The organism is Pseudomonas sivasensis (assembly GCF_021391435.1).
Classification (GTDB): Bacteria; Pseudomonadota; Gammaproteobacteria; order Pseudomonadales; family Pseudomonadaceae; genus Aquipseudomonas; species Aquipseudomonas sivasensis.
Window position 1 is genome coordinate 1,088,110 of the sequence record NZ_CP090029.1, and the last position, 23,900, is coordinate 1,112,009.

Genomic DNA, 23,900 nt, shown 5'->3' on the forward strand with positions numbered 1-23,900 from the left:
ATGAGCGCCCCGTTGAAAGCCTCGGGGCAAAAGACGCCGTATTTAACCACAAGCGCGCAGCCGAAACCAAAGGCTGTGCCACGCCTAGTCTGAGCATGTCCGATAAAATTGAACTTCGCGCAGAGGTGCCGTCCGAATTGGGCGGCCAACGCCTCGATCAAGTCGCCGCACAATTATTCGCTGAGCACTCGCGCTCGCGCCTTTCCGCCTGGATCAAAGACGGCCGCCTGACTGTGGATGGAGCGGTTATCCGCCCGCGAGACATAGTCCATGGCGGTGCGATTCTTGAGCTGACTGCCGAGCAGGAAGCCCAGGGAGAATGGGTCGCCCAAGACATTGAGCTGGATATCGTCTATGAAGACGACGACATCCTCGTCATCAACAAACCCGCAGGCCTGGTGGTTCACCCGGCGGCCGGGCACGCTGATGGCACCTTGCTCAATGCCCTGTTGCACCATATCCCGGACATCATCAACGTGCCGCGCTGCGGTATCGTGCACCGTCTGGACAAGGACACCACCGGCCTGATGGTGGTTGCCAAGACCATTCAGGCGCAGACGCAACTGGTTACGCAGTTGCAGAGCCGTAGCGTCAGCCGGATCTATGAGTGCATCGTGATCGGCGTGGTCGTCGCGGGTGGCAAGATCAACGCCCCTATCGGTCGCCACGGCCAGCAGCGCCAGCGCATGGCGGTAATGGAGGGCGGCAAGCAGGCCGTAAGCCACTACCGTGTATTGGAGCGTTTCCGTTCCCACACCCACGTTCGGGTCAAGCTGGAAACCGGTCGTACTCACCAGATTCGAGTGCACATGGCACACATCAACTTCCCGTTGGTCGGCGATCCTGCCTACGGTGGTCGCTTCCGCATTCCGCCTGCGGCCAGTCAGACAATGGTTGAATCGCTCAAGACGTTCCCGCGCCAGGCACTGCATGCACGCTTCCTGGAACTGGATCATCCGACGAGTGGTAAGCGCATGAGCTGGGAATCGCCACTGCCGGACGATTTTGTCTGGTTGCTGTCACTGCTCAAGCAGGACCGTGAGGCGTTTGTTGGATGAGTGACTGGCTGATACCTGACTGGCCCGCGCCGGCTCGGGTAAAGGCCTGCGTTACCACCCGTGCGGGCGGCGTCAGCCTGGCGCCGTTCGACAGCCTCAACTTGGGCGATCATGTAGAGGACAGGCTGGAGGCCGTTCTTGAAAATCGCCGTCGTCTTAGCGACGCATTTGATATTCAGCCGGCCTGGCTGCGCCAAGTTCACGGGGTGACCGTGGTTGAGGCTGATCCTGGCCGCACGGCTGAAGCCGATGGCTGTTGGACCAGCAACCCAGGCATCGCTTGTACCTCTATGACTGCCGATTGCCTGCCCGCGTTATTCTGCAACCGCGCAGGGACTCGTGTCGCAGCGGCCCATGCCGGTTGGCGCGGGTTGGCGGCTGGCGTGTTGGAAGCGGCTTTCGAAAGTCTGGATACCGCTCCTGCCGACGTATTGGTCTGGTTGGGCCCGGCAATCGGTCCTCAATCCTTTGAAGTCGGTCCTGAGGTGCGTGAAGCCTTCATGCAGCAACTGCCGACCACTGCCCAAGCCTTTGTGCCGAGCCGTAATCCTGGCAAGTTCATGGCCGACATCTATCAACTGGCTCGCCTGCGCCTTGCCGCACGGGGTGTCACGGCTGTTTACGGTGGTGGTTTGTGCACCGTGACCGATCCGCGCTTCTTTTCTTACCGGCGCAGTCCGCGCACCGGTCGATTTGCCTCCCTTATCTGGCTCGAACGCTAGACTCTCCTGACTTACGTCAACTGTCCGTAGCTTGAATCTTCCAGAATCCACCCCATCTATAAGGGTATCTGGCAGGTTTCTTCATTCAGGAATGTTTTATAGCTCCGGCCTGCTCAAAAGGAAGGTGACTAATGCGTATTGATCGTTTAACCAGCAAATTACAGTTGGCGTTATCGGACTCCCAGTCGTTGGCGGTGGGTCTCGACCACCCGGCCATTGAGCCTGCACACTTGATGCAGGCTCTTCTGGAACAGCAAGGTGGTTCTATCAAGCCCTTGCTGATGCAGGTGGGCTTTGATGTCAGCAGCCTGCGCAAGGAGTTGAGCAAAGAGCTCGACCAGCTGCCAAAAATCCAAAATCCAACCGGCGACGTGAACATGTCGCAGGATCTGGCGCGCCTGCTTAACCAGGCCGACCGCCTGGCCCAGCAAAAGGGCGACCAGTTCATCTCCAGCGAACTGGTGCTGCTCGCCGCCATGGACGAGAACAGCAAGCTCGGCAAGTTGTTGCTGGGCCAGGGCGTGAGCAAGAAAGCCCTGGAAAATGCCATCAACAATCTGCGTGGTGGCGACGCGGTGAATGATCCTAACCACGAGGAGTCGCGCCAGGCCCTGGACAAGTACACCGTCGATCTGACCAAGCGTGCCGAAGAAGGCAAGCTTGATCCTGTCATCGGCCGCGACGACGAGATTCGTCGCACCATCCAAGTCCTGCAGCGTCGCACCAAGAATAACCCTGTGCTGATCGGTGAGCCTGGTGTGGGTAAAACCGCGATTGCCGAGGGTTTGGCTCAGCGCATCATCAATGGTGAAGTGCCGGACGGCCTTAAAGGCAAACGCCTGCTGTCCTTGGACATGGGGTCGTTGATCGCCGGTGCTAAGTTCCGCGGCGAGTTTGAAGAGCGCCTGAAATCTCTGCTTAATGAACTGTCGAAGCAGGAAGGGCAGATCATTCTGTTTATCGACGAACTGCACACCATGGTCGGCGCCGGAAAAGGCGAGGGCTCGATGGATGCTGGCAACATGCTCAAGCCAGCTTTGGCGCGCGGCGAGTTGCACTGCGTAGGTGCAACGACGCTCAACGAGTACCGTCAATATATAGAGAAGGATGCAGCCCTTGAGCGTCGCTTCCAGAAAGTGCTGGTGGAAGAACCGAGCGAAGAGGACACCATCGCCATCCTGCGCGGTTTGAAAGAACGCTATGAGGTCCACCACAAGGTGGCGATCACTGACGGTGCGATCATTGCAGCGGCCAAATTGAGCCATCGCTATATCACCGATCGTCAGTTGCCGGACAAGGCCATCGATTTGATCGACGAAGCGGCCAGCCGCATTCGTATGGAAATCGACTCCAAGCCGGAAGTGCTCGACCGCCTGGATCGGCGCCTGATTCAACTGAAAGTCGAATCTCAGGCTTTAAAGAAAGAAGAAGACGACGCTGCGAAGAAACGCCTGGAAAAACTCCAGGAAGAAATTTTGCGGCTTGAGCGCGAGTATTCGGACCTGGAAGAGATCTGGACCTCGGAAAAAGCCGAAGTGCAGGGCTCTGCGCAGATCCAGCAAAAGATCGAACAGTCCCGTCAGGAACTGGAGGCTGCACGCCGTAAGGGCGACCTGAACCGCATGGCCGAATTGCAGTACGGTGTCATCCCGGACCTGGAGCGCAGCTTGCAAATGGTCGACCAGCACGGCAAGAGCGAGAATCAGTTGCTGCGCAGCAAGGTGACCGAGGAAGAAATCGCCGAAGTCGTCTCGAAGTGGACCGGCATTCCTGTGTCGAAAATGCTCGAAGGCGAGCGCGACAAGCTGCTGAAGATGGAGCATCTATTGCACCAGCGCGTGATCGGCCAGGAAGAGGCGGTCGTGGCGGTGTCCAACGCGGTACGGCGTTCGCGGGCCGGCTTGTCCGACCCGAACCGCCCGAGCGGCTCGTTCATGTTTCTTGGCCCGACCGGCGTGGGTAAGACCGAGCTATGCAAGGCGCTGGCTGAGTTTCTCTTTGATACTGAAGAGGCCATGGTGCGGATCGATATGTCCGAGTTCATGGAAAAACACTCGGTGGCTCGCCTGATCGGTGCTCCACCAGGCTATGTGGGCTACGAGGAGGGCGGTTACCTGACCGAAGCCGTGCGGCGTAAGCCTTACTCGGTGATCCTGCTGGATGAGGTCGAGAAGGCGCATCCGGATGTATTCAACATCCTGCTGCAAGTGCTGGAAGATGGTCGGTTGACGGACAGTCACGGGCGTACCGTTGACTTCCGCAACACGGTGATCGTGATGACGTCCAACCTGGGCTCCTCCCAGATCCAGGAGTTGGTAGGTGATCGTGAGGCCCAGCGCGCTGCGGTAATGGATGCGCTGACCACACACTTCCGCCCGGAATTCATCAACCGGGTCGACGAAGTGGTGATCTTCGAGCCATTGGCGCGTGATCAGATCGCGGGCATCACCGAGATCCAGTTGGGCCGCTTGCGCGGTCGTCTGGCAGAGCGCGAGCTGTCGCTGGAGCTGAGCCGCGAGGCGTTAGACAAGCTGATCGCAGTCGGTTACGACCCGGTGTATGGTGCACGGCCTTTGAAACGTGCGATCCAGCGCTGGATCGAAAACCCGCTGGCGCAGTTGATCCTGTCAGGCAGCTTTATGCCAGGCACCAGCGTAGAGGCGACTGTGGAGAACGACGAAATCGTCTTCCATTAAGCCTGGATTGCAGCGTTATGAGAGAAGGTCCCGCATCGCGGGACCTTTTTTTTCGTTAGGGCGTTGAACTGTAAGGGAAAGGCTTGTAAAGTGCGCCCCGCAGCAACGTCAGCCCACGGGTTTCTTCTCCCCAAGAAGAAATCAGAAAGAAGCGCAAATCATTGTCTTAAAAGCAATTTAAAGGGTTGACAGGGGTTTTTAAGATTGTAGAATAGCGCGCCTCAGAGACGCTAACGTAGCGATACGGACAGGGTCGAAGAGGAGAGTTTCAAGCAGTAAAAGTTGTACTTTGAAATATGTAGTTCCGTGATAGCTCAGTCGGTAGAGCAAATGACTGTTAATCATTGGGTCCCAGGTTCGAGTCCTGGTCACGGAGCCAATTTCAAACCGGGGTATAGCGCAGTCCGGTAGCGCGCCTGCTTTGGGAGCAGGATGTCGGGAGTTCGAATCCCCCTACCCCGACCATTTTTGGGTCGTTAGCTCAGTTGGTAGAGCAGTTGGCTTTTAACCAATTGGTCGTAGGTTCGAATCCCACACGACCCACCATTTTTGAGACCAGTTAGCGCTGGAATCGAATCTTAAGATCAGAGGCCAAAAGCGCTGATCGAAGAAGGCGACTGAGAGGTCGCCTTTTTTTTACCGGGGTATAGCGCAGTCCGGTAGCGCGCCTGCTTTGGGAGCAGGATGTCGGGAGTTCGAATCCCCCTACCCCGACCATATTAAAAATCCTCGTATCGAAAGATACGGGGATTTTTTTTGCGCACGCAAAACCTCAAAACACTGCGCATCAAACGTGAGAGGGGGCCTGATCCCGACAGCAGTCTGTCAGCCAATGAAGACATAGCTGACCCACCGCGATCGGGAGCAGGCCCCCTCCGACATTATTTTATGTTGTTAGTGAAGTTTGAGTCGCGGCTCAGTACCACGCCCAATCCTGCTGCCCAGCATCAGCATCGCCGTGCGGAAGAAGCCATAGAGCGCCATCTGGTGCATCCGGTACAGCGACACGTAGAACATCCGCGCCAGCCAGCCTTCCAGCATCACACTGCCTGTCAGATTGCCCATCAAGTTACCCACCGCTGAAAAGCGTGACAGCGAGATCAGCGATCCATAGTCGGTGTACTTGTACGACGGCAGCTCCTTGCCCTCGATGCGTAGCTTCAGCGACTTAGCCAGCAACGATGCTTGCTGGTGGGCAGCCTGGGCCCGTGGTGGTACGTTGCGGTCGGTGCCCGGTTGCGGGCACGCGGCGCAGTCGCCGAACGCAAAGATATTTTCGTCGCGGGTGGTTTGCAGCGTCGGCAGCACTTGCAGCTGATTGATGCGGTTGGTTTCCAGGCCATCAATATCCTTGAGGAACCCTGGCGCGCGAATCCCCGCAGCCCACACTTTAAGACTGGCCGGAATCACCTGGCCGCTGCTGGTAATCAGTGCATCGGCGGTGACTTCGCTGACGGCCGAGTTGGTCAGTACGGTCACGCCGAGCTTCTCCAGGGTTTTATGCACAGGCCCGCCAATACGCTCCGGTAGGGCGGGCAGTACGCGTGGGCCGGCTTCGATCAGGGTGATGTGCATGTTTTCCGGCTTGATTCGGTCCAGGCCGTAGGCAGCCAGCTCATGGGCAGCGTTATGCAGCTCGGCGGCGAGTTCGACGCCGGTGGCGCCGGCGCCGACGATGGCGACACTGATCTGCTCGACGACATCGGTCTGTCCGGCATGTGCGCGCAGGTAGTGGTTGAGCAGTTGCTGGTGAAAACGTTCGGCCTGTTTGCGGGTGTCGAGAAACAGGCAGTGTTGCGCCGCGCCCTCGGTGCCGAAGTCGTTAGTGGTGCTGCCTACCGCAATCACTAGGCTGTCGTAGCTCAGAACGCGCGCAGGCACCAGTTCGCGGCCCTCTTCGTCGAGGGTGGCGGCCAACTGAATCTTCTTCTGCTCTCGGTCAAGCCCGCTCATGCGCCCCAGTTGGAACTCGAAGTGGTTCCATTTGGCCTGGGCGACGTAGTTGAGTTCGTCTTCCGAAGAGTTCAGCGACCCGGCGGCCACTTCGTGCAGCAGCGGCTTCCAGATATGGGTCAGGTTGGTGTCCACCAGCGTGATGCTGGCAGTGCCACGCTTGCCCAGAGTCTTACCCAGGCGGGTAGCCAACTCCAGACCGCCGGCGCCGCCGCCGACGATAATAATACGATGGGTCATAGGGATATCTCGCAAGGCTAAAAGAAATCGGAGCAGTTACCCTCGCGAGCGCCAGGCAGCTCATAGCGTTAGGTAACTCAAAAGGCGGCTCAGCAGACCGAGCCCGATCACCACCACCAGCACCACACCAAGGAGCAGCCACGGCCGGAAAGGCTTGCGCTCGACTCGGTTTTGGGAGAGTTGCAGATACTCTTCGACATGCTTTTGGTCGTCGGGGTTCAGGCGACTGGTCATATAAGGCCTCGTCAGGTAGACGTTGCAAAAGGGCGCCACGTTACAGTCGGGTTGGGATCAGAGGCTGATCCCCACGTCGAACACTATGCTGCGCCCCAGGTTGTTGCGCAAGAAATCCGGGGCGTCCGGGTGAGCGAACAGCACTCGCGCGAACGTTGGCCCCACCAGAGACAGCGAGCGCCAGCCTTGGCGCAAGTATTCGGTGGGGGGTGGGAAGTGGCTGTTGAGGTCGAGCACTTCGCGCTTGAGGCTGGTGAACGCGACAAGATCCAGTTCGCCCAGGTCCATCCCGCGCTCTTTGTAGTTGTGGGCCTTCTTGCGCAACGTGGGCGCCAGGCGCAGCAGGAATTCATGAGCGGGGATTCGCCGAGGCTTGGCTTCGCGCCGCACCAGTTGGCTGAGGGAGAATGCGCTACGCCGGCGCAGCAGTTCGTCTCGCCATTCGTCGTTCAGTCGCCGCCCTTCATCAAGTACGAAAAACACCTCGAAACTGGCATCGCGAAACAGCACATCCGGTGGTTCTTGACCTGCGGCATGAAACTCTTCGGCGCGGTAAGGCACGTTCAAACCTTGCAGCAGGCGCTGGCAGACCCAACGCTCACGCTCCCATTTGCGGGCATTGGACAGGAACGCATTGGCTTGTTCGGCTGCTACGGTGAGCAGGCGCAAATAATCTGAGTCATCCATGCATGCAGCTTAGCGTCCAAATGATGACCGCAGGAAGTCCTGCCGCAAAAGCCAGGGTGTAGACTGGCCTTTCAAGCGTAATCCCCCCAAATGAGGAGCGTGCAGTGAAGTTTCTGGTGGTGTTGTTGCTAAGTCTTTTACCGGTATGGGCGCAGGCTGTTGAAGTGGGCGAGCGCCTCACTCCCTGGACCTTGCTCGATCAATTCGACCAAGCCTATACCCTCGATAACCATGCGCAGATTCTGCTGGTGGCGCGCAGCATGGACGCAGCGAAGCTGGTAGATGCGGCGCTGCAAGGCCAACCTAAAGGCTACTTAGAAGCACGGCATGCAGTGTTCGTCGCCGATATCCAGCGCATGCCTCGACTGATCGCCAAACTGTTCGCGGTACCCGCCATGCAATCCTACAACTACCGGGTCATGCTGGACCGTGACGCGCGTATCGCCCCGCGTTATCCCGCAGCGGCGGATAAAGTGCTGTGGCTGCAGCTGGAAAACGGTGCGTTGGTTTCTCAGCACGAATACGGCACTGCTGCCGAATTGCGCCAGGCCCTGGAGCAGGTGAGGCCGTGATCAGCGCCGCAGTGCTGGCGCCCACAACCCTGGGCATCGGTTGGCTGATGTATGCGCCGGTGCTGCTATGGGCGATCCTGCGCTCGCCCTGGGTCGAGTTGTTTGCCGACCGGCGGCGCCAGCATTTGCTGTTCGGTACGGTGTTCGCACTGTTCATGTTGTGGCTGGTGCGGCGGGATTTCGACACTGGTGTGTCCTACCACTTTATTGGTATGACCGCCGTAACCCTGCTGCTGGATTGGCCCCTGGCCATCGTCGGTGGTTTTGCCGCCCAGTTCGGGTTAATGCTGCTTGGGCGCCAGGACCTGGCGGCCCTTGGCGTCAACGGCCTGCTGCTGGTCGTGCTGCCGGTGCTGATCACCGAAGGCTGTGCGCTTGTGGTCGAGCGGGCGCAGCCGCGCAATCCTTTCGTGTATATCTTTTGCTCCGGTTTTTTTGCTGCCGCGCTGTCCGCCTTGCTCTGCCTGTTACTGGGGTTGGGTTTGCTATGGTTTGACGGCCGTTTTGCCATGCCAGAATGGCTGGAAGATTTCGTCGGCTACCTGTGGCTGATCATCTTCCCAGAGGCCTTTATCAACGGCATGGTCATCAGCGCTCTGGTGGTGTTTTGCCCCGAATGGCTGGAGACCTTCAACCGCACCCGCTACCTCTCTGCGCCTTGGAAGGATGACGATTCGCAGCGTTGATCCAGATCAAACCCAGGGCGAGCGAGCAGGCCCATGCTCTGCCAAATTTTAGATAAGCAGGCGGGAGCACGGATCATGGGTGTGTATGAGTGGGCACGGCAGGAGTTGCGAAAAAGCCAGGATGCGGCGCAGGAAATCGGTTTCGACCCAGGCCTGACCCTGCGGGCCATGCTCAGTGCGGTTGTGCAGCAGAGCAAGGGCGTGCGCAGTTTTGAAGACCTGGCCGACGAGCTGCAATACCTTGCAGAAAACCTCGACGACCAGCAGGAATATGCCTTTATGCGGCCTTAATGGCGAGGCGGCAGATCTTCGGAAAACAGCTCGTCTTCTGCGTCCGGGGCTACGGGGATCTTGTGTTCTTCAGCGGCCCAGGCGCCCAGATCGATGAGTTTGCAACGGTCCGAGCAAAACGGCCGGTTGAGATTGTCGGTTTTCCATTCCACGGGGGCGCCGCAGGTTGGGCAGTCGACGGTCAAGGGTTGGCTCATGATCGGCCTCCACGCAAAGTAAGGTAAAAGTGATGCAGTCGCTCGACCTCGCTGTGCAGCCAGGCGAGGTCCTGGTCATTGACCAGTACGTCATCGGCATGGTTCAGGCGGTCTTCACGGCTGGACTGAGCCTTTAGAATCGCCTGTACTTGCTGTTCGCTGATGCCGTCGCGCTGCAGGGTACGCTGAATCTGCACCGATTGCGGCACGTCGATCACCAGGATGCGCTGGGTCATGCTGTACTGGCCGGACTCGATCAGCAACGGCGACACCAGGATCGCGTAAGGCGAGCGCGCGCGCGCCAGGTGGCTGCGAATCTCCTCGCCGATCAGCGGGTGTAGCAAGCCTTCCAGCCATAGGCGCTCTTCAGGTACTTCAAAGATCAGCTTGCGCAACGCGGCGCGGTCCAGTTGACCGTCGGGCTGCAGCACGTGTGCACCAAAGTGCTCGGCGATGCGTGCCAGTGCCGGCCGGCCAGGCTCGACCACCCAGCGCGCGGCGTGGTCGGCGTCGACCAGGTCCACGCCCAGGTCGATAAAGTGCTGGGCCGCCGCGCTTTTACCGCTGCCGATGCCGCCGGTGAGGCCAAGAATCCAGGGTGTTGCAACAGAAGTGGTCATCTGAAACCGACAGACTGCAAATAGAAGTCGGTTATTTGACCACCCCAGAGCAATGCAATCCAGCCGGCAATTGCCAGATACGGACCAAACGGCATCGGGGCCGAAGCCTGAGTCTTGCGCACGCGCATCAGGATCAGCCCGATAACCACTCCCACCAGCGACGACATCAACAGTGTCATCGGCAAAATCTGCCAACCACCCCAGGCGCCGAGCAGAGCCAGTAACTTGAAGTCGCCGTGGCCCATGCCGTCCTTACCGGTGACCAATTTGAACAGCCAGAACACGCTCCATAAGCTCATGTAGCCGATCACTGTGCCCCAAAGGGCGTCGGGTAAAGTCGTCAGTAATTCAAAGCTGTTGACGATCAACCCCAGCCACAGCAATGGCAGCACCAGCACATCCGGCAGTAATTGGTGGTCCGCGTCGATCAGGCTCATTGCCAGCAACCCCCAACTCAATATCAGCACTGCTGCGGCTTGCCAGCCAAAGCCGAAATGTAGGGCGACCCAGGCCGAGATCAGCCCGCACGCAAGCTCGGTGAAGGGGTAGCGTGAGCTGATGGTTGCCTGGCAGTGGGCGCAGCGGCCTCGGAGTATCAGGTAACTGAGCACCGGGATGTTTTCCCACGGCCGGATCGGATGATCACAGTGCGGGCAGCACGAGTTGGGGTGCATCAGGTTGTAGGTCGGCCCGGCAGGCTCAGCAGGTAAACCGAGCACTTCGTGGGCCTGAGCACGCCATTCCCGTTCGAGCATTTTTGGCAGGCGCCACACGAGCACATTGAGAAAACTGCCGACGATCAGCCCCAGTACCGACGCTATCGCCACAAAGGCCCATGGGTGCTCACTCAACAGCAAATTCAAAATGCGCTCCCCAGTTGGAAGACCGGCAGGTACATGGCGATGACCAGCGTCGCGACAATCCCCCCCAGAACCACCATGATCAGCGGTTCCATCAGGCTGGTGAGGCTGTCGACTTGGTCGTCCACGTCGTTCTCATAGTGGTTGGCGACTTTTTCCAGCATCTGTTCCAGCATGCCCGATTCTTCGCCGATTGCTGTCATCTGAATCGCCATACTGGGAAACAGGCCGCTGTTGGCCATGGAGTGATTCAACTGCATGCCAGTGGATACATCGTGACGCATATGTTCGATTGCCTGTTTGAACGGAGCATTGCCCACGGCGCCGGCGACTGAGTCCAAAGCCTGTACCAGTGGAACACCCGCTGCAAAGGTGGTGGACAACGTACGGGCGTAGCGGGCCACTGCGGATTTTGTCAGCAGTTTGCCTGCCAAGGGCGCATTCAACAAACCGGCGTCGAGCCAGTAGCGAAAACGCGGCGAGCTCCGATAGGCCTTACGCAACCCCATGATTCCGGCGGCAATGCCCAACACCAGCATCCACCAGGCTTGCTGCACGAATGCCGACAAGGCGATCACCTGCAAGGTAAGCGTTGGCAGCTTACCGTCAACCCCGGCGAACAGGGTTTGGAACTGCGGAACTACGTGAACCAGCAGTATGCCGGTGACCAGGCTGGCAACCACCAGGACCGCAACGGGGTAGGTCATGGCCTTTTTAATCCTGCCATTGAGTTGCTCGCTCTTTTCGCGGTGGATCGCTACCCGGTCCAGCAGGGTCTCCAGCGCACCCGCTTGTTCGCCCGCGGCCACCAGGTTGCAGTACAGCTCATCGAAGTAGCGCGGTTGTTTACGCAACGCCTCGGCCAGACTGGTGCCGGCTGCGATGTGCTGTTTCAGGTCTTGTACCAGCTCACGCACCGCGCGGTTGTCGAAGCCTTCGTTGATGATATCGAAGGCTTGCAAAAGGGGGATTCCGGCTCTGAGCAGCGTTGCCAGTTGGCGAGTGAACAGCGTGATGTCAGTGGCTTTAACCGAATGAGTAAGGCTTGGCAGCATCGGGGAGTGCTTGCGCACACGGCCAGGGCTGATGCCTTGCTGGCGTAGTTGTGCCTTGACCAGGGCAGGGTTGTGCCCCTTGGTTTGCCCGGACACCCTGCGCCCTTTTCGGTTGATGCCTTCCCAAGCATAAATCGTTGAAGCGTTGTTCATGTCGCGGTTCCGCATATAAACCTTCGAAGATTTATAGCGTAGTCAGGTGACGGATTCGGGCGTGTCGAGGGCGCAGGATAAAATGTCAGAATGTGCGTCTTGTGCGCGATTGCCCGCTTACGGGTGAGTACACTGGCGCCGCTGAAAAAAACGGGGTGCAGGACGCGCCTTGTCATGAGTTCTATTCTGGAGAGTGAATGTGATGAGTCAAAGAGGCTTTACCTTGATCGAGTTGTTGATCGTCGTGGCAATCATCGGCATTTTGGCCACCATCGGCCTCCCGATGTACACCACACACCAGGCCAAGGCCAAGTTCACTGCCGGCCTGGCTGAAATTACTGCCTTGAAGGCCGGCTACGAAGACACCTTCAATCAGGGCACCGTACCCACCTTGGCCTTGATTGGCGGCACGACCCCGACCGCCAACTGCAAGATCGATGTAGCAGGCGACGTCACGACGGGCGTGGGCTCCATCAGTTGCGAAATACTTGATGCGCCAGCGCCTGTGCTGGGCAAGACCATCAGCCTGACGCGCAGCGCCACCGGCTGGAAATGCACTACAACTGCTGAAGAGAAATATGCCGGCAAGGGTTGCGGCGCATAACTGCTAAACCATCCACAGGGAAGTAGAGGTGGCCGATGGCGTTATCCGTACAGCAGCGAGGCGGTGTGTTCCTGGTAGCAGTGGTGTGCTTGCTGACGATTGGGATCTGCGCACCGTTCAGTGGGCACGATCTGCAGCGCGTAGTGCAGATTGCCATCGGGGTCTGTGCGGTGCTGTATGGGCTGTCGGTTACCAGGCTTGAACCCTTGGTGGATAGGCTTACGGGCTGGGGCCTGGCGCTGGTTCTGGTGATGGGCATGGTGTCTTCGGTACTGGCCCATCAGCCGCTCTGGGCCTTCACCGAAGTGGCATTGTTTTTCAGTTGCGCTGCAATTGCCGTAGCGTTTGCCTTACTCCGGCGCCACGGCGGTGACCCGATGGATCGTGTGCTGATCCTGGTTGTGCTGCTGCTGTGCCTGATCAAAACCATCCAATATCTGTATGCCGGTGCGCTCGCATTCACCAGTGGTGCACGCACGCTGGATCCTGACCTGTTGCTGTCCGGCTTTTCCAACAAGCGCTTCTACGGTCAGTTCCAGACATTCACCCTGCCGTTACTGGTGCTTCCCCTGCTGATACCCAATATCTCCCGCGCCGTGCGAGGTGCGGCGTTTGCTTTGTTGTGCGTCTGGTGGCTGATTGCGATAAGCGGTGCTACGCGCGGTACATGGCTAGGGATGGGCGCGGCGGGTTTACTGCTGGCGCTGCTGGGGCCCTGGGGGCGACGCTGGATGGGGTGGCAGTTGGCCGCTGTCGCAGGCGGCCTGTTGTTGTACTGGCTGGTATTTACGGCGCTGGCCGACCACTTGGGGATTGTGCTTTCCAGTGGCGCCGGTGATCGCCTCACCACCTCGCTGTCTGGGCGTGGTCCAATCTGGTGGCAGGCATGGCATATGCTTGTCGAGCGGCCATGGCTCGGGTTCGGGCCGATGCATTTTGCTGATATTGCCAACGAGATCGCCGCCCATCCGCATCAGTCCGTTTTGCAATGGGCCAGCGAATGGGGTGTGCCGTCGGCACTCTGCGTGGCGGTGTTGGCGTGGCGTTCCGGATGGGCCGCGCTTGGTGTGCTGCGTCAGAGGGCGCTGTCTGCCGAGCGCGTTGATCTGTTGCGCTTATGTCTGTTTGCAGCGTTGGTCGGCGCCTTGGTGCAGTCCATGGTCGACGGCGTGATCGTGATGCCCATTTCCCAAGTCTGGCTGGCACTGACAATCGGCTGGCTAATGGCGCTGCATGTGTGGGGTGCCTCGGCAACGGTTGCGCTACCGCTGGTTGGGTGGGCTTGGAAAGTACTGAGTGTGCTGGCCGTTGGTCTGTTGATTGCGATTGCACTGCGCGATGTCCCTCACATCGCGCAAGCCCAGCAGCAATACCTGAGTGACCATGGAAATCACCTGCAACCACGTTTCTGGGCCCAGGGGGTCATTGCTCGCTGAGGGGTGTAAGTTGCCGGACGCCCGATGCGGTGCTAGCTTTAGCCCACCGCCCGTGTAGCTCAGTTGGTAGAGCAGCGCACTCGTAACGCGAAGGTCGCAGGTTCGATTCCTGTCTCGGGCATAAAGGCGCTACTGTTTTAGATGCCGTGTTTAAACGGCAACGTTTTCAGATGATCCCAGAATGGTTCTGAAGGCCAGACGAGTCGGCATTCATGCCCGCTCTTTTGTATCTGCGCAACCTTGATGACCCAGATGCATCCCCATTCCTCGATCTAAGAGAACAACATGACCACGACTGAAATGACCCAGGAAGTTCGACATCAAGCAGCCCTCGAAAAATACATCGGGGAATCGCCGCAGCTCAAAGAAGAGATCAAGGACCTGAGCGCCGATGATCAGCGCGACCAGATCCAGTGGGCATTCGAGGACGAGGCCGAGAGCCAGGGCCTCCAGCCTTGGGAGTTGACCCTCAAGTACACCTCGACACCGGAAGAGTTCGAAGCCGCACGGCTGGCCTTGCACAAAGAGGCGGCCGAGGTGCTGGGTGTGGATTGGGAAGAGTATTGCGAGATGAATAACCTGGTCGTCTGACGCCGACGTACTTGTGTGGTGTGCGGGGCAGCCCGCTCACCACAATCAAGCATCAAATATTGACCTCAGATGCTCAGTCGCATAGACAAGTCCACCGCCTTAACATCCTTGGTCATCGCGCCGATGGAGATGTAGTCCACTCCGGTTTCAGCGATGGGCAGCAGGGTGCTTTCATTGATCCCGCCACTGGCTTCCAGCTTCGCCTTGCCGCCGTTCAGGCGCACGGCCTCACGCATATCTTCCAGGCTCAATTCATCCAGCATGATGATGTCGGCGCCCGCTGCCAGTGCTTCGCGTAGTTCGTCCAAGCTTTCCACTTCGATTTCCACCGGCCTGCCGGGCGCGATTTTGTGCGCGGCGGTAATGGCTTGGGCGATACCACCGCAGGCCGCGATGTGGTTTTCCTTGATCAGGAACGCGTCATACAAGCCAATCCGGTGGTTGTGGCAGCCACCACAGGTCACGGCGTATTTCTGCGCCAGGCGCAGGCCGGGCAGGGTTTTTCGGGTATCCAGCAGCTTGACCTGGGTGCTGGCGACAAAATCTGCGAGGAACCGGGCGCGTGTGGCGACCCCGGACAGCAACTGCAGGAAGTTCAGGGCAGAGCGTTCGCCGGTGAGCAACGAGCGCGCCGGGCCTTCGAGGTGGAACAGGGCTTGGTTGGGGCTGACGCGCTCGCCGTCGGTCACTTGCCAGTGCACGGCGACCCTTGGGTCCAGTTGGCGGAAGACTGCGTCTACCCAGGCCGTACCGGCAATCACAGCGATATCGCGGGTAATGATGGTGGCGGTGGCCAGCCGTTCGGTCGGGATCAACTGCGCGGTGATGTCGCCGCTGCCGATGTCTTCCAGCAGTGCACGGCGCACGTTGGCTTCGATTTCGGCGGTGAGGTCGGCAAGACGGAGGTTCGGCATAACAGGCTCCACAAACAAAGTGTCCCGATTATAGGGGTAGCGTGCATTCGAACCCAGAGTCACCGCTGATTTACCACGCAATGTCAGAGGGTGCTGGCGCAACGGCCCTCATTTGCAAGATAATCCTGCGCCTTGCAATTGGCGTCATAGCTTTGACGTCCTGGTGATGAGCGGTTTCCACAGCGCCCAACGGGCCTGTACCCGATCTTTCCCCAACTCAATACCGCCGTTTCAGGAGGCCAGGATGCACAATGACGGAAAGGTGGTGCCAATCAACAGGGCACACGCCACGCCATCGCCGCTCGCGCGCCTGCCGGTGGTACTGCTGCAGGTTCGCGACAGAGCCGCGCAACAGTTGCAGCAGGGGCTGCAGGAATTGTTCGATAACGCCGACGACACGTTGTTCGAGATGGCCGACAAGGCCCGCAGCAACGTGGATCACCATATTTTCTTTGAAGCCATGCGTGACCTGCGCCTCAAGCGCAAGAATTTCGAGCGCGTGTTCATGGAGCGGCTATTCCAAGCCTTTGGCGGCCTGGGTCAGGCGGGGAGGGGCGAGCTTCAGATGGTGCCGGTGATGTCCTATGACACGGCGCCAAGTTCATCCAAGGATGAATTGGAAAAAGCCGTGGCACTTGAGGCTATGGTCGGCCGGGTGCGCAACCGAGACGGCCTGGCGCTTGGGCAGTTGACCGCGCGCTTGAGTGCCTTGCTGGGCAATAACCTGGATGATCGTGAAAACCCTTTGGGCCCGGCGCTACTGTGCGAGTTTTTCCTGCGTGCGGGGCGCAGTTTGGGTGTGGAGATCCGCGTCAAACTGATCATGCTCAAACTGTTTGAAAAATACGTGCTCAGTGACGCCGACCAACTCTACGGGGAAGCCAACCAGTTGCTGGGCGCCACCGGCGTATTGCCGGAACTCAAGGCTGTACCCTCCCGTCGCCCTGGCGAGCGCGCCACTCGTGATTACCAGCGTGAAGCAGCATTGCCCAGCGCGGAGCAACCCGTCGACGAGAATGGCCAGCAAGCCTTCGCCGCTTTGCAGGCGCTGTTGGCCCCCGTGCGCGGTAGCGTGTCGCCTACGCTTGAGGCCAGCGCAGAACCCCAGCCCATCGCCACCCGCGACCTGTTGCGGCTGTTGTCCCATTTGCAGCAGTACGTGCCGGAACCGGAAGTCGAAGATGATTTCGACCTGCGTAACCAGCTTGAGCAATTGCTCACCCGTGTCAGCGTCAAAAGTGGCAAGTCGCGGGTCGTGGAGGATGCGGACGAAGATGTAATCAACCTGATCGCCTTGCTGTTCGAATTTATCCTCAACGACCGCGCCGTGCCGGACGCCTTCAAGGCTTTGATCGGCCGACTGCAGATCCCACTGCTGAAAGTGGCGGTGCTGGACAAGAGTTTTTTCAGCCGTGCCAGCCACCCAGCGCGGCGCCTGTTGAATGAAATTGCCACGACCGCCATGGGCTGGAGCCCGGTCGCTGACTACCAGCGCGACAGTCTGTATCTGCGCATCGAGCAGGTGGTTCAGCGTTTGCTCAATGAGTATGTCGAAGACCCGGCGATTTTTTCCCTGTTGCTGACTGAGTTCAATGCGTTTACCGCTGATGAGCGTCGGCGCTGCGAGTTGCTTGAGCAGCACACTCGCGACGCCGAAGAAGGGCGCGTGCGCACTGACGCGGCGCGAGCACGGGTGGCCGAGGTGCTCAATCGACGGCTATTGGGCAAGGTTTTACCGCGAGCTGTGGTGCTGTTTCTGCAACAGGCCTGGAGTCAGGTGCTGTTGCTGGCCAGCCTCAAGTACGGCGAGCAGTCGGTGCAATGGCAAGCAGCGCTGCGCACCATGGATGAGCTGATCTGGAGTGTGAGCCTGCCGCAAGACACCGAAGCCGGGGGCCATTTAGTAGAGCAGTTGCCGGGCTTGCTCAAGGCCCTACGCGACGGGTTGACCAGCGCAGCCTTCGACCCCTTCAGCACCCGTGATTTTTTTGTTCGTTTGCAGGCCCTGCATGTCCAGCCGACCGAGGGTGTCGATGGGTTGATCGAAGTGCGCGAACCTTTAGTGCTCAGCACAACGCCGCCTGGTTCAGTTGAAGATCTCCCGGCGGATGATCCGGACCTGCTCAAGGTTTACAAATTGCGGATCGGTGACTGGGTCGTGTTCCAGCCAGGGCAGCCCAGCGCCCTGCGGTGCAAGCTGATGGCGATCATGGCACCGGCCAATACCTACGTTTTTGTTGGCCGCACCGGGCTCAAAGTCCTGGATAAAAGTGCAGGCCAACTGGCGCTGGCGTTCAAGCGTGGGGCGCTGTACATCCTGGATGATGGGCCGCTGTTCGAGCGAGTACTGGCGGCAGTGGTGGGGCAACTGCGTCAACTCAATCGCGGCAAGTGATCGCAACCACGGGGTCGAACGCGGCATACTGGTCACACTTAGTCACGTTCAAGGATCCTGTATGCAGTTGGACCCCGCCAGCGGTTGGTGCCAGGGCATTCGCCATTGCCCTTCGCCCAACTTCAACGAGCGCCCCACAGGCGAAATCTCACTGTTGGTGGTGCATAACATCAGCCTGCCACCGGCGCAGTTCGCCACTGGCAAGGTGCAGGAGTTTTTCCAGAATCGCCTGGATGTCACGGAACATCCCTACTTTGAAGGGATTGCAGAGCTACGGGTGTCTGCGCATTTTCTGATTGAGCGCGACGGCGCGGTGACGCAGTTTGTGTCCTGCATCGACCGCGCCTGGCATGCCGGGGTTTCATGCTACGAAGGGCGTGAAACCTGTAATGACTTTTCCTTGGGTATAGAGCTGGAAGGCACGGATGACCTGCCCTTCACCGACGCTCAATATAGGTCGCTGATCGACCTTACCCTTCAGTTGCTGGCAGCCTATCCCGGTATTACGCCGCAGCGCATATGCGGTCACAGCGATATCGCCCCGGGGCGCAAGACCGATCCCGGCCCCGCTTTTGATTGGACGCGCTTTCGCAGCGCTCTGCAGGATGGAGGACACGCACGATGAGTTTTCTGGTATTGGTGCTGGCGGTGTGGATCGAGAAGTTCTCGGCCATGCGCCAGCGATTGCAGCGTGACGGCGGCTGGTTGCGTGAATTGGCCAAGTTAGAGTCGAGCCCGCGCCTGGGCAAGCAACCTTGGTTGATTCTGGTCCTGTTGGTGTTGCTGCCGGTGGCGTTGCTGGCGTTGTTGCTGCTGGTGCTGGAACCGGTGGCCTATGGCTTGTTGGCGCTGCCGGTGCACCTGCTGGTGGTGATCTACAGCTTGGGCCGTGGTGATCTGTTGGCCGGGCTTGGGCCGTTTCGCGACGCCTGGCGCCGGGGTGATTTGCAAGCTTCCGAGCACGTGGCCGAGCGCGACCTGAAGCTGGGTGCCGACAGCGGTGAGCAACTGCTGGAACGCGTTCAGGGCCATTTGTTGTGGCAGGCTTACCAGAGCTTTTTCGCAGTGATTTTCTGGTACTTCCTGTTGGGGCCGGTCGCCGCGCTGGCCTATCGGCTTTTGGCCCTGGCCAGTGAACACAGCCAGAACCCACTGGTGGCTGAACGCGCCGGGCAATTGCGTCATGCGTTTGACTGGTTGCCGGTGCGCCTGCTGGCGGCCAGCTTTGCCTTGGTGGGCAATTTCGTCGCAGTCAGTCGTGTCATGCTTCACGAGCTGTTGAACTGGGACATCAGCGCCGCGCAACTGGTGGGAAAAGTCGGCCTGGTCGCTGCTGAAATCCCGCCGCCGGTGGTAGGTGCAGACGGCATCAATAGCCTGGATCGGCTTTGGGAGCTGCTGCTGCGCGCGGCAGTGCTGTGGTATGCCGGTTTCGCCATTTGGACTGTGCTGCCTTGACCCTCCGACAGGAGCGAGTCCTTCGCTCCTGTCGTTAACCTTAAGTTACAAAACTCCCTTTCAAATTGAGCTATATAGACAGAGCGCCAAATAGTGGCTTTCTGCCGCCGCCCTGCGCCTCAATAAAAATAAAAGAAAAGGGAGTTCACCTGTGAAGAGCTTGCTCTATCCCGCCATCGCGCTGATGAATCGCCTGAGCTTCGGCATGAAGTTCAGCCTGATCAGCGTGCTGTTCCTGCTGCCGATGCTCGCGACCAACTATTACCTGGTGCGTGATTCCTGGCGCGAATTCCAGGGCACCCGTGTCGAACTGCAAAGCCTTGATCTGCTCGGCAGCAGCCTGGCCCTGCGCCGAGATCTGGAGACCCTGAATAACCAGGTGCAGATCAACGCAACCCTCGGCCAGTCCGGCAAAGCCGGTGACCTTGAGGCCAAGATCGGCGCCTTGGAGCAGAGCGTGCTCACCCGTTTGCAAGGCCTCAACCCGATGGCCACCGAGCCCGAGCAAATCACCGTGTTTGAAGGCAAGCGCGACGAACTGATCGCCGCCTTCAAGGCCCAGCAACAGGAAACTTCGTTGCTGAGCAAAAGTGCGCTGATCGGCAAGTTGCTGAATAAAGCGCAGATGCTCAGCCAGATCATTGCCAGCCAATCCGGCTTGAGCCGTGACCCGCAGAGCGATTTACGCCAACTCAGCGAACTGATCACCAGTGTCACCCCCCAAGTCACTCAAACCCTGGGAGAGGGGCGGGCGATGGGCGCTTACTCCCTGGGACAGGGCTTCCTCAATTCCTCCTCAAGCACCCGTTTTGACGAACTGCTGCAACAGCTGGAAAAACTCCAGGCCGAATACGGCTTAAAATTGCAGGACGCCCTGGGCTCCAGCAAAGCTGCTCACGCTGCGCTTGATGGCTTGGCGAAGGCCAGCAACGCCAGCCTCAAGCAAGGCAGCGAGTTGTTTGAAGAGCAGGTGGTCATGGCTGAAACCCTCGAAGCTCCCTGGCAGGCTTTCTACGACAGCGTCAGCCAATTGATGGCCAAGACCTATCAGCTCGATGACGCCACCCTGAGTTTTCTCGGGCAGCAACTGGATCAGCGCCTGGCGCAGAACCGTACACACATGGTGGTACTGGTCTCGGCACTGACAGCGGTATTTCTGCTGATCTTCTATCTGTACGCAGGCTTCTACGCCTCGACGCGCACCACCCTGCGACGCCTGGGGGCGATGATGGACAAGGTGGCGGCCGGCGACATGACCGTCACGTTTGTCGCCCAAAGCCGCGACGAGTTGGGCGATCTCGGCCAGGTGTTCAACGGCACCGTGGCGAAAATCCATGACTTGATCGAACGCGTCGGTCACACCGTCAGCCAGGTCGAACTGCAGGCCGGACAAGTGGAAACAGTTTCGGCCCGCAGCAATCAAGCGGTCTCTGGCCAGCGCACGCAAATCGAACAAGTGGCGACGGCCATGAACCAGATGTCGGCCACCGCCCAGGAAGTGGCGCGCAGTGCGGCCGCGGCGGTCAGCAGTGCTCACAGCGTCAACGATGAAACCGTAAGTGGCCGTGGACTGGTGCAATCCCAGCAGAGCAGCATTGCGCGGCTGGCCTCGGAGATAGATTTGTCAGTGGGGGTGATCAACCAACTGGCCACTGACAGCCAGTCGATCAGCAGCGTGTTGGAAGTCATAAAAAGCATCGCCGAGCAAACTAACCTGCTGGCGCTCAACGCGGCGATTGAGGCCGCGCGGGCTGGTGAGCAGGGACGCGGTTTTGCGGTGGTGGCCGATGAAGTGCGCACGCTGGCTCGGCGCACTCAGCATTCCACCGAAGAAATCGAACAGATGATCAGCCGCCTGCACAGCGGTGTCGGCGCGGCAGTGAAGGCCATGGGCACCAGCCATGAAATGGCCAGCGGTACCGTCGGCCAATCGGAAAAGGTCCAGCAGGCGCTGGAAAACATCCTCGGCGCCGTCGGCATGATCGTCGACCAGAACCAGCAAATCGCTGCCGCCGTGGAACAACAGACTGCCGTCGCCCACGATATCGACCAGAACATCGTCGAAATCAATCGGGCCGGCGAACATGCGGCCCAAGGCGCACATCAGACCGAGGCGGCAAGCCGGCAGCTCTCATTGCAGGTGATCGAGTTGAAGCAATTGATCGGGGCCTTTCGCGTGTAAGGGGGCGGAGTAGGATTGGTCTTCTGGTGATGTAGTTCTCGTCTGGATTTCCCTGGGTGCCTTTTTTGTTCGCGGGAATGAGTGAGAATTTATTTCACTCAATCCCGCTTAAGGGGAGGCACGACGATGACCACCGCCGCTGGCATCAAGGGGCACTGCGCCCATTGCGACATCACGTTTGAACTCAAGCCCTGGCAACTGAATGCCATCGCCATCGAAGAACCCTTCGACTGCCCCTACTGTCAGCATGTGTTGGAACTGAACTGCCCACGGCAATTGCGCCACTTCAAAGCGCTGGACCACTGGGCGCTGGTACGCCCGAGCATGGCGATATTGACCAGCGTGGTGCTGATCGTGGCACTGGTGACTGAATGGGTGGGGCTGATCAGCGTGATCGGCCAGCTCAACGTGTCACTGTTGGTGCTGTTGGTGCATTTCCTGGTGCTGCGCTACGCCCGCCATCGGCAGCGAATGACCCTTAACCTGCAAGCAGTGATCCCGGCCTTACCACTTGAACAGCTCCCACGCATTGCGTGTGCTCGCCTCGGCCAGCAATAGCGGGCTGGTGCCCATGCGTTCGGCCAGGGCGGTGCAGATTTCGGGCAAATGCTCAGGGCTATTGCGCTGGCCAGCGTACATGGCCGGTGCCATGTCGGGGGCGTCGGTTTCCAGTACCACCGCGTCCAGCGGCAATTGCGCCAGCACCTTGTGCATGCGCAAAGCCTGGGGCCACGTGCCGGCACCGCCGAGGCCGAGCTTGAAGCCCAGCTTGATGTACTCGTGGGCTTCCTCCCGGCTTCCGGCGAACGCGTGGATGATGCCACCTCGTGGCAGGCGGATGCGCTTGAGGGTGGCGATCACGGCTGCGTGGCTGCGGCGTACGTGCAGCAGCGCCGGCAGTTGGAAGTCCACGGCCAGTTTGAGCTGGGCTTCGAACAGGCTCTGCTGGCGTTCGCGGTCCAGGTGTTCAAGGAAGTAATCCAGGCCAATTTCGCCCACCGCACACAGTTGCCGGTGGCCGTGCAGGCGGCTCAGCCATTCGCCCAATGCCGTGAGGTCGGCGGGACGGTGGTCGTCCAGATACACCGGGTGCAAGCCGAAAGCCGCGAACAATCCCTCATCCGCCTGCACCAGATCCCACAGTCGCTGCCAATTTTGCTGATACACCCCCAACACCACCATGCGTTGCACACCGAGTGTACGGCTGCGGGCGAGGACTTGCGGGCGATCGTTGTCGAAGTCCGGGAAGTCCAAGTGGGTATGGGTGTCGATCAGCTCCACGCTCAGGCCTCGTGGATCCGCTGTTTGAAGGTCCGGCCGATCGCATGCACGCCCGGTTGGTACTGTTCTTCTTCAATCGCGGCCAAGGCCAGGCGCAAGGCTGCGTCGGCAATCAGTTGATGTTGCTGGGCCATGGCGTTGACCGGCAGCGGCAGAAAATCCAGCAGTTGAGTGTCACCAAAGGTGCCCAAGCGCAGCGGGCGCGACTTGAGTGGGAAGTCATGCAGCGCGTCAAACACACCCTGCAAGAGCACGTAGGACGTGGTCACCAGTGCGTCAGGCAAATGCCCCAGTCGTTGCAGCAGTTGCTCCATCAACTGTCTGCCGCAATCACGGCTGAAGGATTCGCCGTGTTCGACGATCACCTCGCCTGTGAAGCCTTGCAGCGCTTCACGAAAACCATCGGCACGCTCCTGGCTGATGTTCAGCTCAGGCCGTGCGCCGATCAGCACGATCTGTTTGGGCAGTGGTTGCAGCAGGCTGCTGGTCAGTTGCTGGCACGCCTGGCGGTCGTCGCTGACCACTGAGCAGAACTGGTCTGGTTCCATCACCCGGTCGATAGCGATCACCGGTAAACCTTTGGCTTGCAGCTCGCGGTAGCTGTTATCGCTGGCGGGCAGGCAACTGGCCACGAACAACGCATCGCAACGCCGCGCGCGGAACAGTTGCAGCAGTTGGCGCTCGCTGTCCGCCTCATCGTCGGAACTGGCGATCAGCAACTGATAGCCGCGCGCGCGGGCGCCTTGTTCCAATAGCTTGGCGATTCGTGCGTAACTGGGGTTTTCCAAGTCGGGCAGAATAAAGCCCAAGGTGCGCGTGTGCCGACTGCGCAGCCCGGCGGCTTGGGGGTTGGGCGTAAAGCCATGGGCTTCGACCACGGCACGCACTCGCTCAACGGTGGCGTTGCTGATGCGTTGCTGTTCGGCCTTGCCATTGATGACGTAGCTGGCGGTGGTCACGGACACACCGGCTAGACGCGCGATATCACTGAGTTTCAAACCGGGATTTCCTTGTT

Annotated in this window: 24 protein-coding genes and 5 tRNA genes; 19 read left to right on the forward strand and 10 right to left on the reverse strand. The window is 59.3% G+C overall.

Annotated features, from left to right (window positions below; all coding sequences use genetic code 11):
* Nucleotides 1-95: 95 nt before the first annotated feature.
* The 7 genes from rluD (at nucleotide 96) to LRO94_RS04805 (ending at nucleotide 5,193) form a co-directional block, all read left to right on the forward strand.
* The gene (gene rluD / locus LRO94_RS04775) at nucleotides 96-1,058 is read left to right on the forward strand and encodes a 23S rRNA pseudouridine(1911/1915/1917) synthase RluD (protein ID WP_032886184.1); all 963 of its coding nucleotides are present in this window, start codon (nucleotides 96-98) and stop codon (nucleotides 1,056-1,058) included.
* The gene (gene pgeF, locus LRO94_RS04780) at nucleotides 1,055-1,780 is read left to right on the forward strand and encodes a peptidoglycan editing factor PgeF (protein WP_032886185.1); all 726 of its coding nucleotides are present in this window, start codon (nucleotides 1,055-1,057) and stop codon (nucleotides 1,778-1,780) included. The genes rluD and pgeF overlap by 4 nt, the downstream gene beginning before the upstream one ends.
* 131 nt (nucleotides 1,781-1,911) lie before the next feature.
* Nucleotides 1,912-4,476 carry an ATP-dependent chaperone ClpB gene (gene clpB, locus LRO94_RS04785; protein ID WP_032886186.1) on the forward strand — a complete coding sequence of 855 codons (2,565 nt, stop codon included), beginning with the start codon at nucleotides 1,912-1,914 and terminating at the stop codon, nucleotides 4,474-4,476.
* Nucleotides 4,477-4,779: 303 nt separating this feature from the next.
* Nucleotides 4,780-4,855, forward strand: a tRNA-Asn gene (locus tag LRO94_RS04790).
* 9 nt (nucleotides 4,856-4,864) lie between these two features.
* Nucleotides 4,865-4,941: transfer RNA gene (locus tag LRO94_RS04795), tRNA-Pro, on the forward strand.
* Nucleotides 4,942-4,946: 5 nt separating this feature from the next.
* Nucleotides 4,947-5,022, forward strand: a tRNA-Lys gene (locus LRO94_RS04800).
* 94 nt (nucleotides 5,023-5,116) lie between these two features.
* Nucleotides 5,117-5,193: transfer RNA gene (locus LRO94_RS04805), tRNA-Pro, on the forward strand.
* Nucleotides 5,194-5,370: 177 nt separating this feature from the next.
* Here LRO94_RS04805 and LRO94_RS04810 read toward each other — a convergent pair.
* From LRO94_RS04810 to LRO94_RS04820, 3 genes are read right to left on the reverse strand one after another with little or no spacing between them, the layout of a single operon-like run.
* Nucleotides 5,371-6,669, reverse strand: a complete 1,299-nt coding sequence (locus tag LRO94_RS04810) for an NAD(P)/FAD-dependent oxidoreductase (RefSeq protein WP_032886187.1) — start codon at nucleotides 6,667-6,669, stop codon at nucleotides 5,371-5,373.
* A gap of 60 nt (nucleotides 6,670-6,729) precedes the next feature.
* Nucleotides 6,730-6,903, reverse strand: a complete 174-nt coding sequence (locus tag LRO94_RS04815) for a DUF3094 family protein (RefSeq protein WP_032886188.1) — start codon at nucleotides 6,901-6,903, stop codon at nucleotides 6,730-6,732.
* 57 nt (nucleotides 6,904-6,960) lie between these two features.
* Nucleotides 6,961-7,590 (reverse strand): DUF1780 domain-containing protein, encoded by a 630-nt coding sequence (locus tag LRO94_RS04820; protein WP_032886189.1) that lies wholly within the window; start codon nucleotides 7,588-7,590, stop codon nucleotides 6,961-6,963.
* Between the two features lie 104 nt (nucleotides 7,591-7,694).
* Between LRO94_RS04820 and LRO94_RS04825 the strand changes: the two genes are divergently transcribed.
* The 3 genes from LRO94_RS04825 to LRO94_RS04835 all read left to right on the forward strand — a co-directional run bounded on the left by LRO94_RS04825 (nucleotide 7,695) and on the right by LRO94_RS04835 (nucleotide 9,139).
* Nucleotides 7,695-8,162, forward strand: a complete 468-nt coding sequence (locus LRO94_RS04825) for a hypothetical protein (protein WP_032886190.1) — start codon at nucleotides 7,695-7,697, stop codon at nucleotides 8,160-8,162.
* Nucleotides 8,159-8,848 (forward strand): energy-coupling factor ABC transporter permease, encoded by a 690-nt coding sequence (locus tag LRO94_RS04830; protein ID WP_179179533.1) that lies wholly within the window; start codon nucleotides 8,159-8,161, stop codon nucleotides 8,846-8,848. The genes LRO94_RS04825 and LRO94_RS04830 overlap by 4 nt, the downstream gene beginning before the upstream one ends.
* Before the next feature lie 75 nt (nucleotides 8,849-8,923).
* Nucleotides 8,924-9,139: a hypothetical protein gene (locus LRO94_RS04835; RefSeq protein ID WP_032886192.1), complete on the forward strand. Its 216-nt coding sequence runs from the start codon at nucleotides 8,924-8,926 to the stop codon at nucleotides 9,137-9,139.
* On the opposite strand, the gene yacG is transcribed toward LRO94_RS04835, so the two are convergent.
* The 4 genes from yacG to LRO94_RS04855 are packed head-to-tail and all read right to left on the reverse strand — an operon-like array spanning nucleotide 9,136 to nucleotide 12,024.
* Nucleotides 9,136-9,336: a DNA gyrase inhibitor YacG gene (gene yacG / locus LRO94_RS04840; protein WP_032886193.1), complete on the reverse strand. Its 201-nt coding sequence runs from the start codon at nucleotides 9,334-9,336 to the stop codon at nucleotides 9,136-9,138. The genes LRO94_RS04835 and yacG overlap by 4 nt on opposite strands.
* The gene (coaE, locus tag LRO94_RS04845; RefSeq protein ID WP_032886194.1) at nucleotides 9,333-9,956 is read right to left on the reverse strand and encodes a dephospho-CoA kinase; all 624 of its coding nucleotides are present in this window, start codon (nucleotides 9,954-9,956) and stop codon (nucleotides 9,333-9,335) included. The genes yacG and coaE overlap by 4 nt, the downstream gene beginning before the upstream one ends.
* Nucleotides 9,953-10,819: a prepilin peptidase gene (locus LRO94_RS04850; protein WP_122752396.1), complete on the reverse strand. Its 867-nt coding sequence runs from the start codon at nucleotides 10,817-10,819 to the stop codon at nucleotides 9,953-9,955. The genes coaE and LRO94_RS04850 overlap by 4 nt, the downstream gene beginning before the upstream one ends.
* On the reverse strand, nucleotides 10,816-12,024 hold the full coding sequence (locus tag LRO94_RS04855; protein ID WP_179179532.1) for a type II secretion system F family protein: 1,209 nt from the start codon (nucleotides 12,022-12,024) through the stop codon (nucleotides 10,816-10,818). Before LRO94_RS04855 ends, LRO94_RS04850 begins: the two co-directional genes overlap by 4 nt.
* Nucleotides 12,025-12,226: 202 nt before the next feature.
* Here LRO94_RS04855 and LRO94_RS04860 point away from each other — a divergent pair, with 202 nt between their 5' ends.
* The 4 genes from LRO94_RS04860 to LRO94_RS04875 all read left to right on the forward strand — a co-directional run bounded on the left by LRO94_RS04860 (nucleotide 12,227) and on the right by LRO94_RS04875 (nucleotide 14,655).
* Nucleotides 12,227-12,628 carry a pilin gene (locus tag LRO94_RS04860; protein WP_179180097.1) on the forward strand — a complete coding sequence of 134 codons (402 nt, stop codon included), beginning with the start codon at nucleotides 12,227-12,229 and terminating at the stop codon, nucleotides 12,626-12,628.
* A 35-nt stretch (nucleotides 12,629-12,663) separates the two neighbouring features.
* Nucleotides 12,664-14,064 carry an O-antigen ligase family protein gene (locus LRO94_RS04865; protein ID WP_179179531.1) on the forward strand — a complete coding sequence of 467 codons (1,401 nt, stop codon included), beginning with the start codon at nucleotides 12,664-12,666 and terminating at the stop codon, nucleotides 14,062-14,064.
* 48 nt (nucleotides 14,065-14,112) lie between these two features.
* Nucleotides 14,113-14,185, forward strand: a tRNA-Thr gene (locus LRO94_RS04870).
* 164 nt (nucleotides 14,186-14,349) lie between these two features.
* Complete coding sequence (locus LRO94_RS04875; protein WP_032886199.1) at nucleotides 14,350-14,655, forward strand: DUF6388 family protein; 306 nt, start codon at nucleotides 14,350-14,352, stop codon at nucleotides 14,653-14,655.
* A gap of 65 nt (nucleotides 14,656-14,720) precedes the next feature.
* On the opposite strand, the gene nadC is transcribed toward LRO94_RS04875, so the two are convergent.
* A complete protein-coding gene (gene nadC, locus LRO94_RS04880; RefSeq protein ID WP_179179530.1) occupies nucleotides 14,721-15,569 on the reverse strand; it encodes a carboxylating nicotinate-nucleotide diphosphorylase in 849 nt (282 codons plus the stop codon).
* A 244-nt stretch (nucleotides 15,570-15,813) separates the two neighbouring features.
* On the opposite strand from nadC, the gene LRO94_RS04885 reads away from it, so the two are divergent.
* The 5 genes from LRO94_RS04885 to LRO94_RS04905 all read left to right on the forward strand — a co-directional run bounded on the left by LRO94_RS04885 (nucleotide 15,814) and on the right by LRO94_RS04905 (nucleotide 22,162).
* Nucleotides 15,814-17,964, forward strand: coding sequence for a DUF1631 domain-containing protein (locus LRO94_RS04885; RefSeq protein WP_179179529.1), 2,151 nt, complete (start codon nucleotides 15,814-15,816; stop codon nucleotides 17,962-17,964).
* Between the two features lie 61 nt (nucleotides 17,965-18,025).
* Complete coding sequence (ampD, locus tag LRO94_RS04890) at nucleotides 18,026-18,589, forward strand: 1,6-anhydro-N-acetylmuramyl-L-alanine amidase AmpD (protein WP_099601103.1); 564 nt, start codon at nucleotides 18,026-18,028, stop codon at nucleotides 18,587-18,589.
* Nucleotides 18,586-19,422: a regulatory signaling modulator protein AmpE gene (gene ampE, locus LRO94_RS04895; RefSeq protein WP_179179528.1), complete on the forward strand. Its 837-nt coding sequence runs from the start codon at nucleotides 18,586-18,588 to the stop codon at nucleotides 19,420-19,422. Before ampD ends, ampE begins: the two co-directional genes overlap by 4 nt.
* A 151-nt stretch (nucleotides 19,423-19,573) precedes the next feature.
* Entirely contained in the window at nucleotides 19,574-21,604 is a 2,031-nt protein-coding gene (locus LRO94_RS04900) for a methyl-accepting chemotaxis protein (protein WP_122752399.1), read from the forward strand.
* 126 nt (nucleotides 21,605-21,730) lie between these two features.
* The gene (locus tag LRO94_RS04905) at nucleotides 21,731-22,162 is read left to right on the forward strand and encodes a hypothetical protein (RefSeq protein ID WP_032886205.1); all 432 of its coding nucleotides are present in this window, start codon (nucleotides 21,731-21,733) and stop codon (nucleotides 22,160-22,162) included.
* Here LRO94_RS04905 and LRO94_RS04910 read toward each other — a convergent pair.
* Together LRO94_RS04910 and cra are read right to left on the reverse strand one after the other, a co-directional pair.
* Nucleotides 22,109-22,885 (reverse strand): TatD family hydrolase, encoded by a 777-nt coding sequence (locus tag LRO94_RS04910; RefSeq protein WP_179179527.1) that lies wholly within the window; start codon nucleotides 22,883-22,885, stop codon nucleotides 22,109-22,111. The two genes, LRO94_RS04905 and LRO94_RS04910, sit on opposite strands and share 54 nt — an antisense overlap.
* 2 nt (nucleotides 22,886-22,887) lie before the next feature.
* Complete coding sequence (gene cra, locus LRO94_RS04915; protein ID WP_095183806.1) at nucleotides 22,888-23,883, reverse strand: catabolite repressor/activator; 996 nt, start codon at nucleotides 23,881-23,883, stop codon at nucleotides 22,888-22,890.
* Between the last annotated feature and the right edge of the window lie 17 nt (nucleotides 23,884-23,900).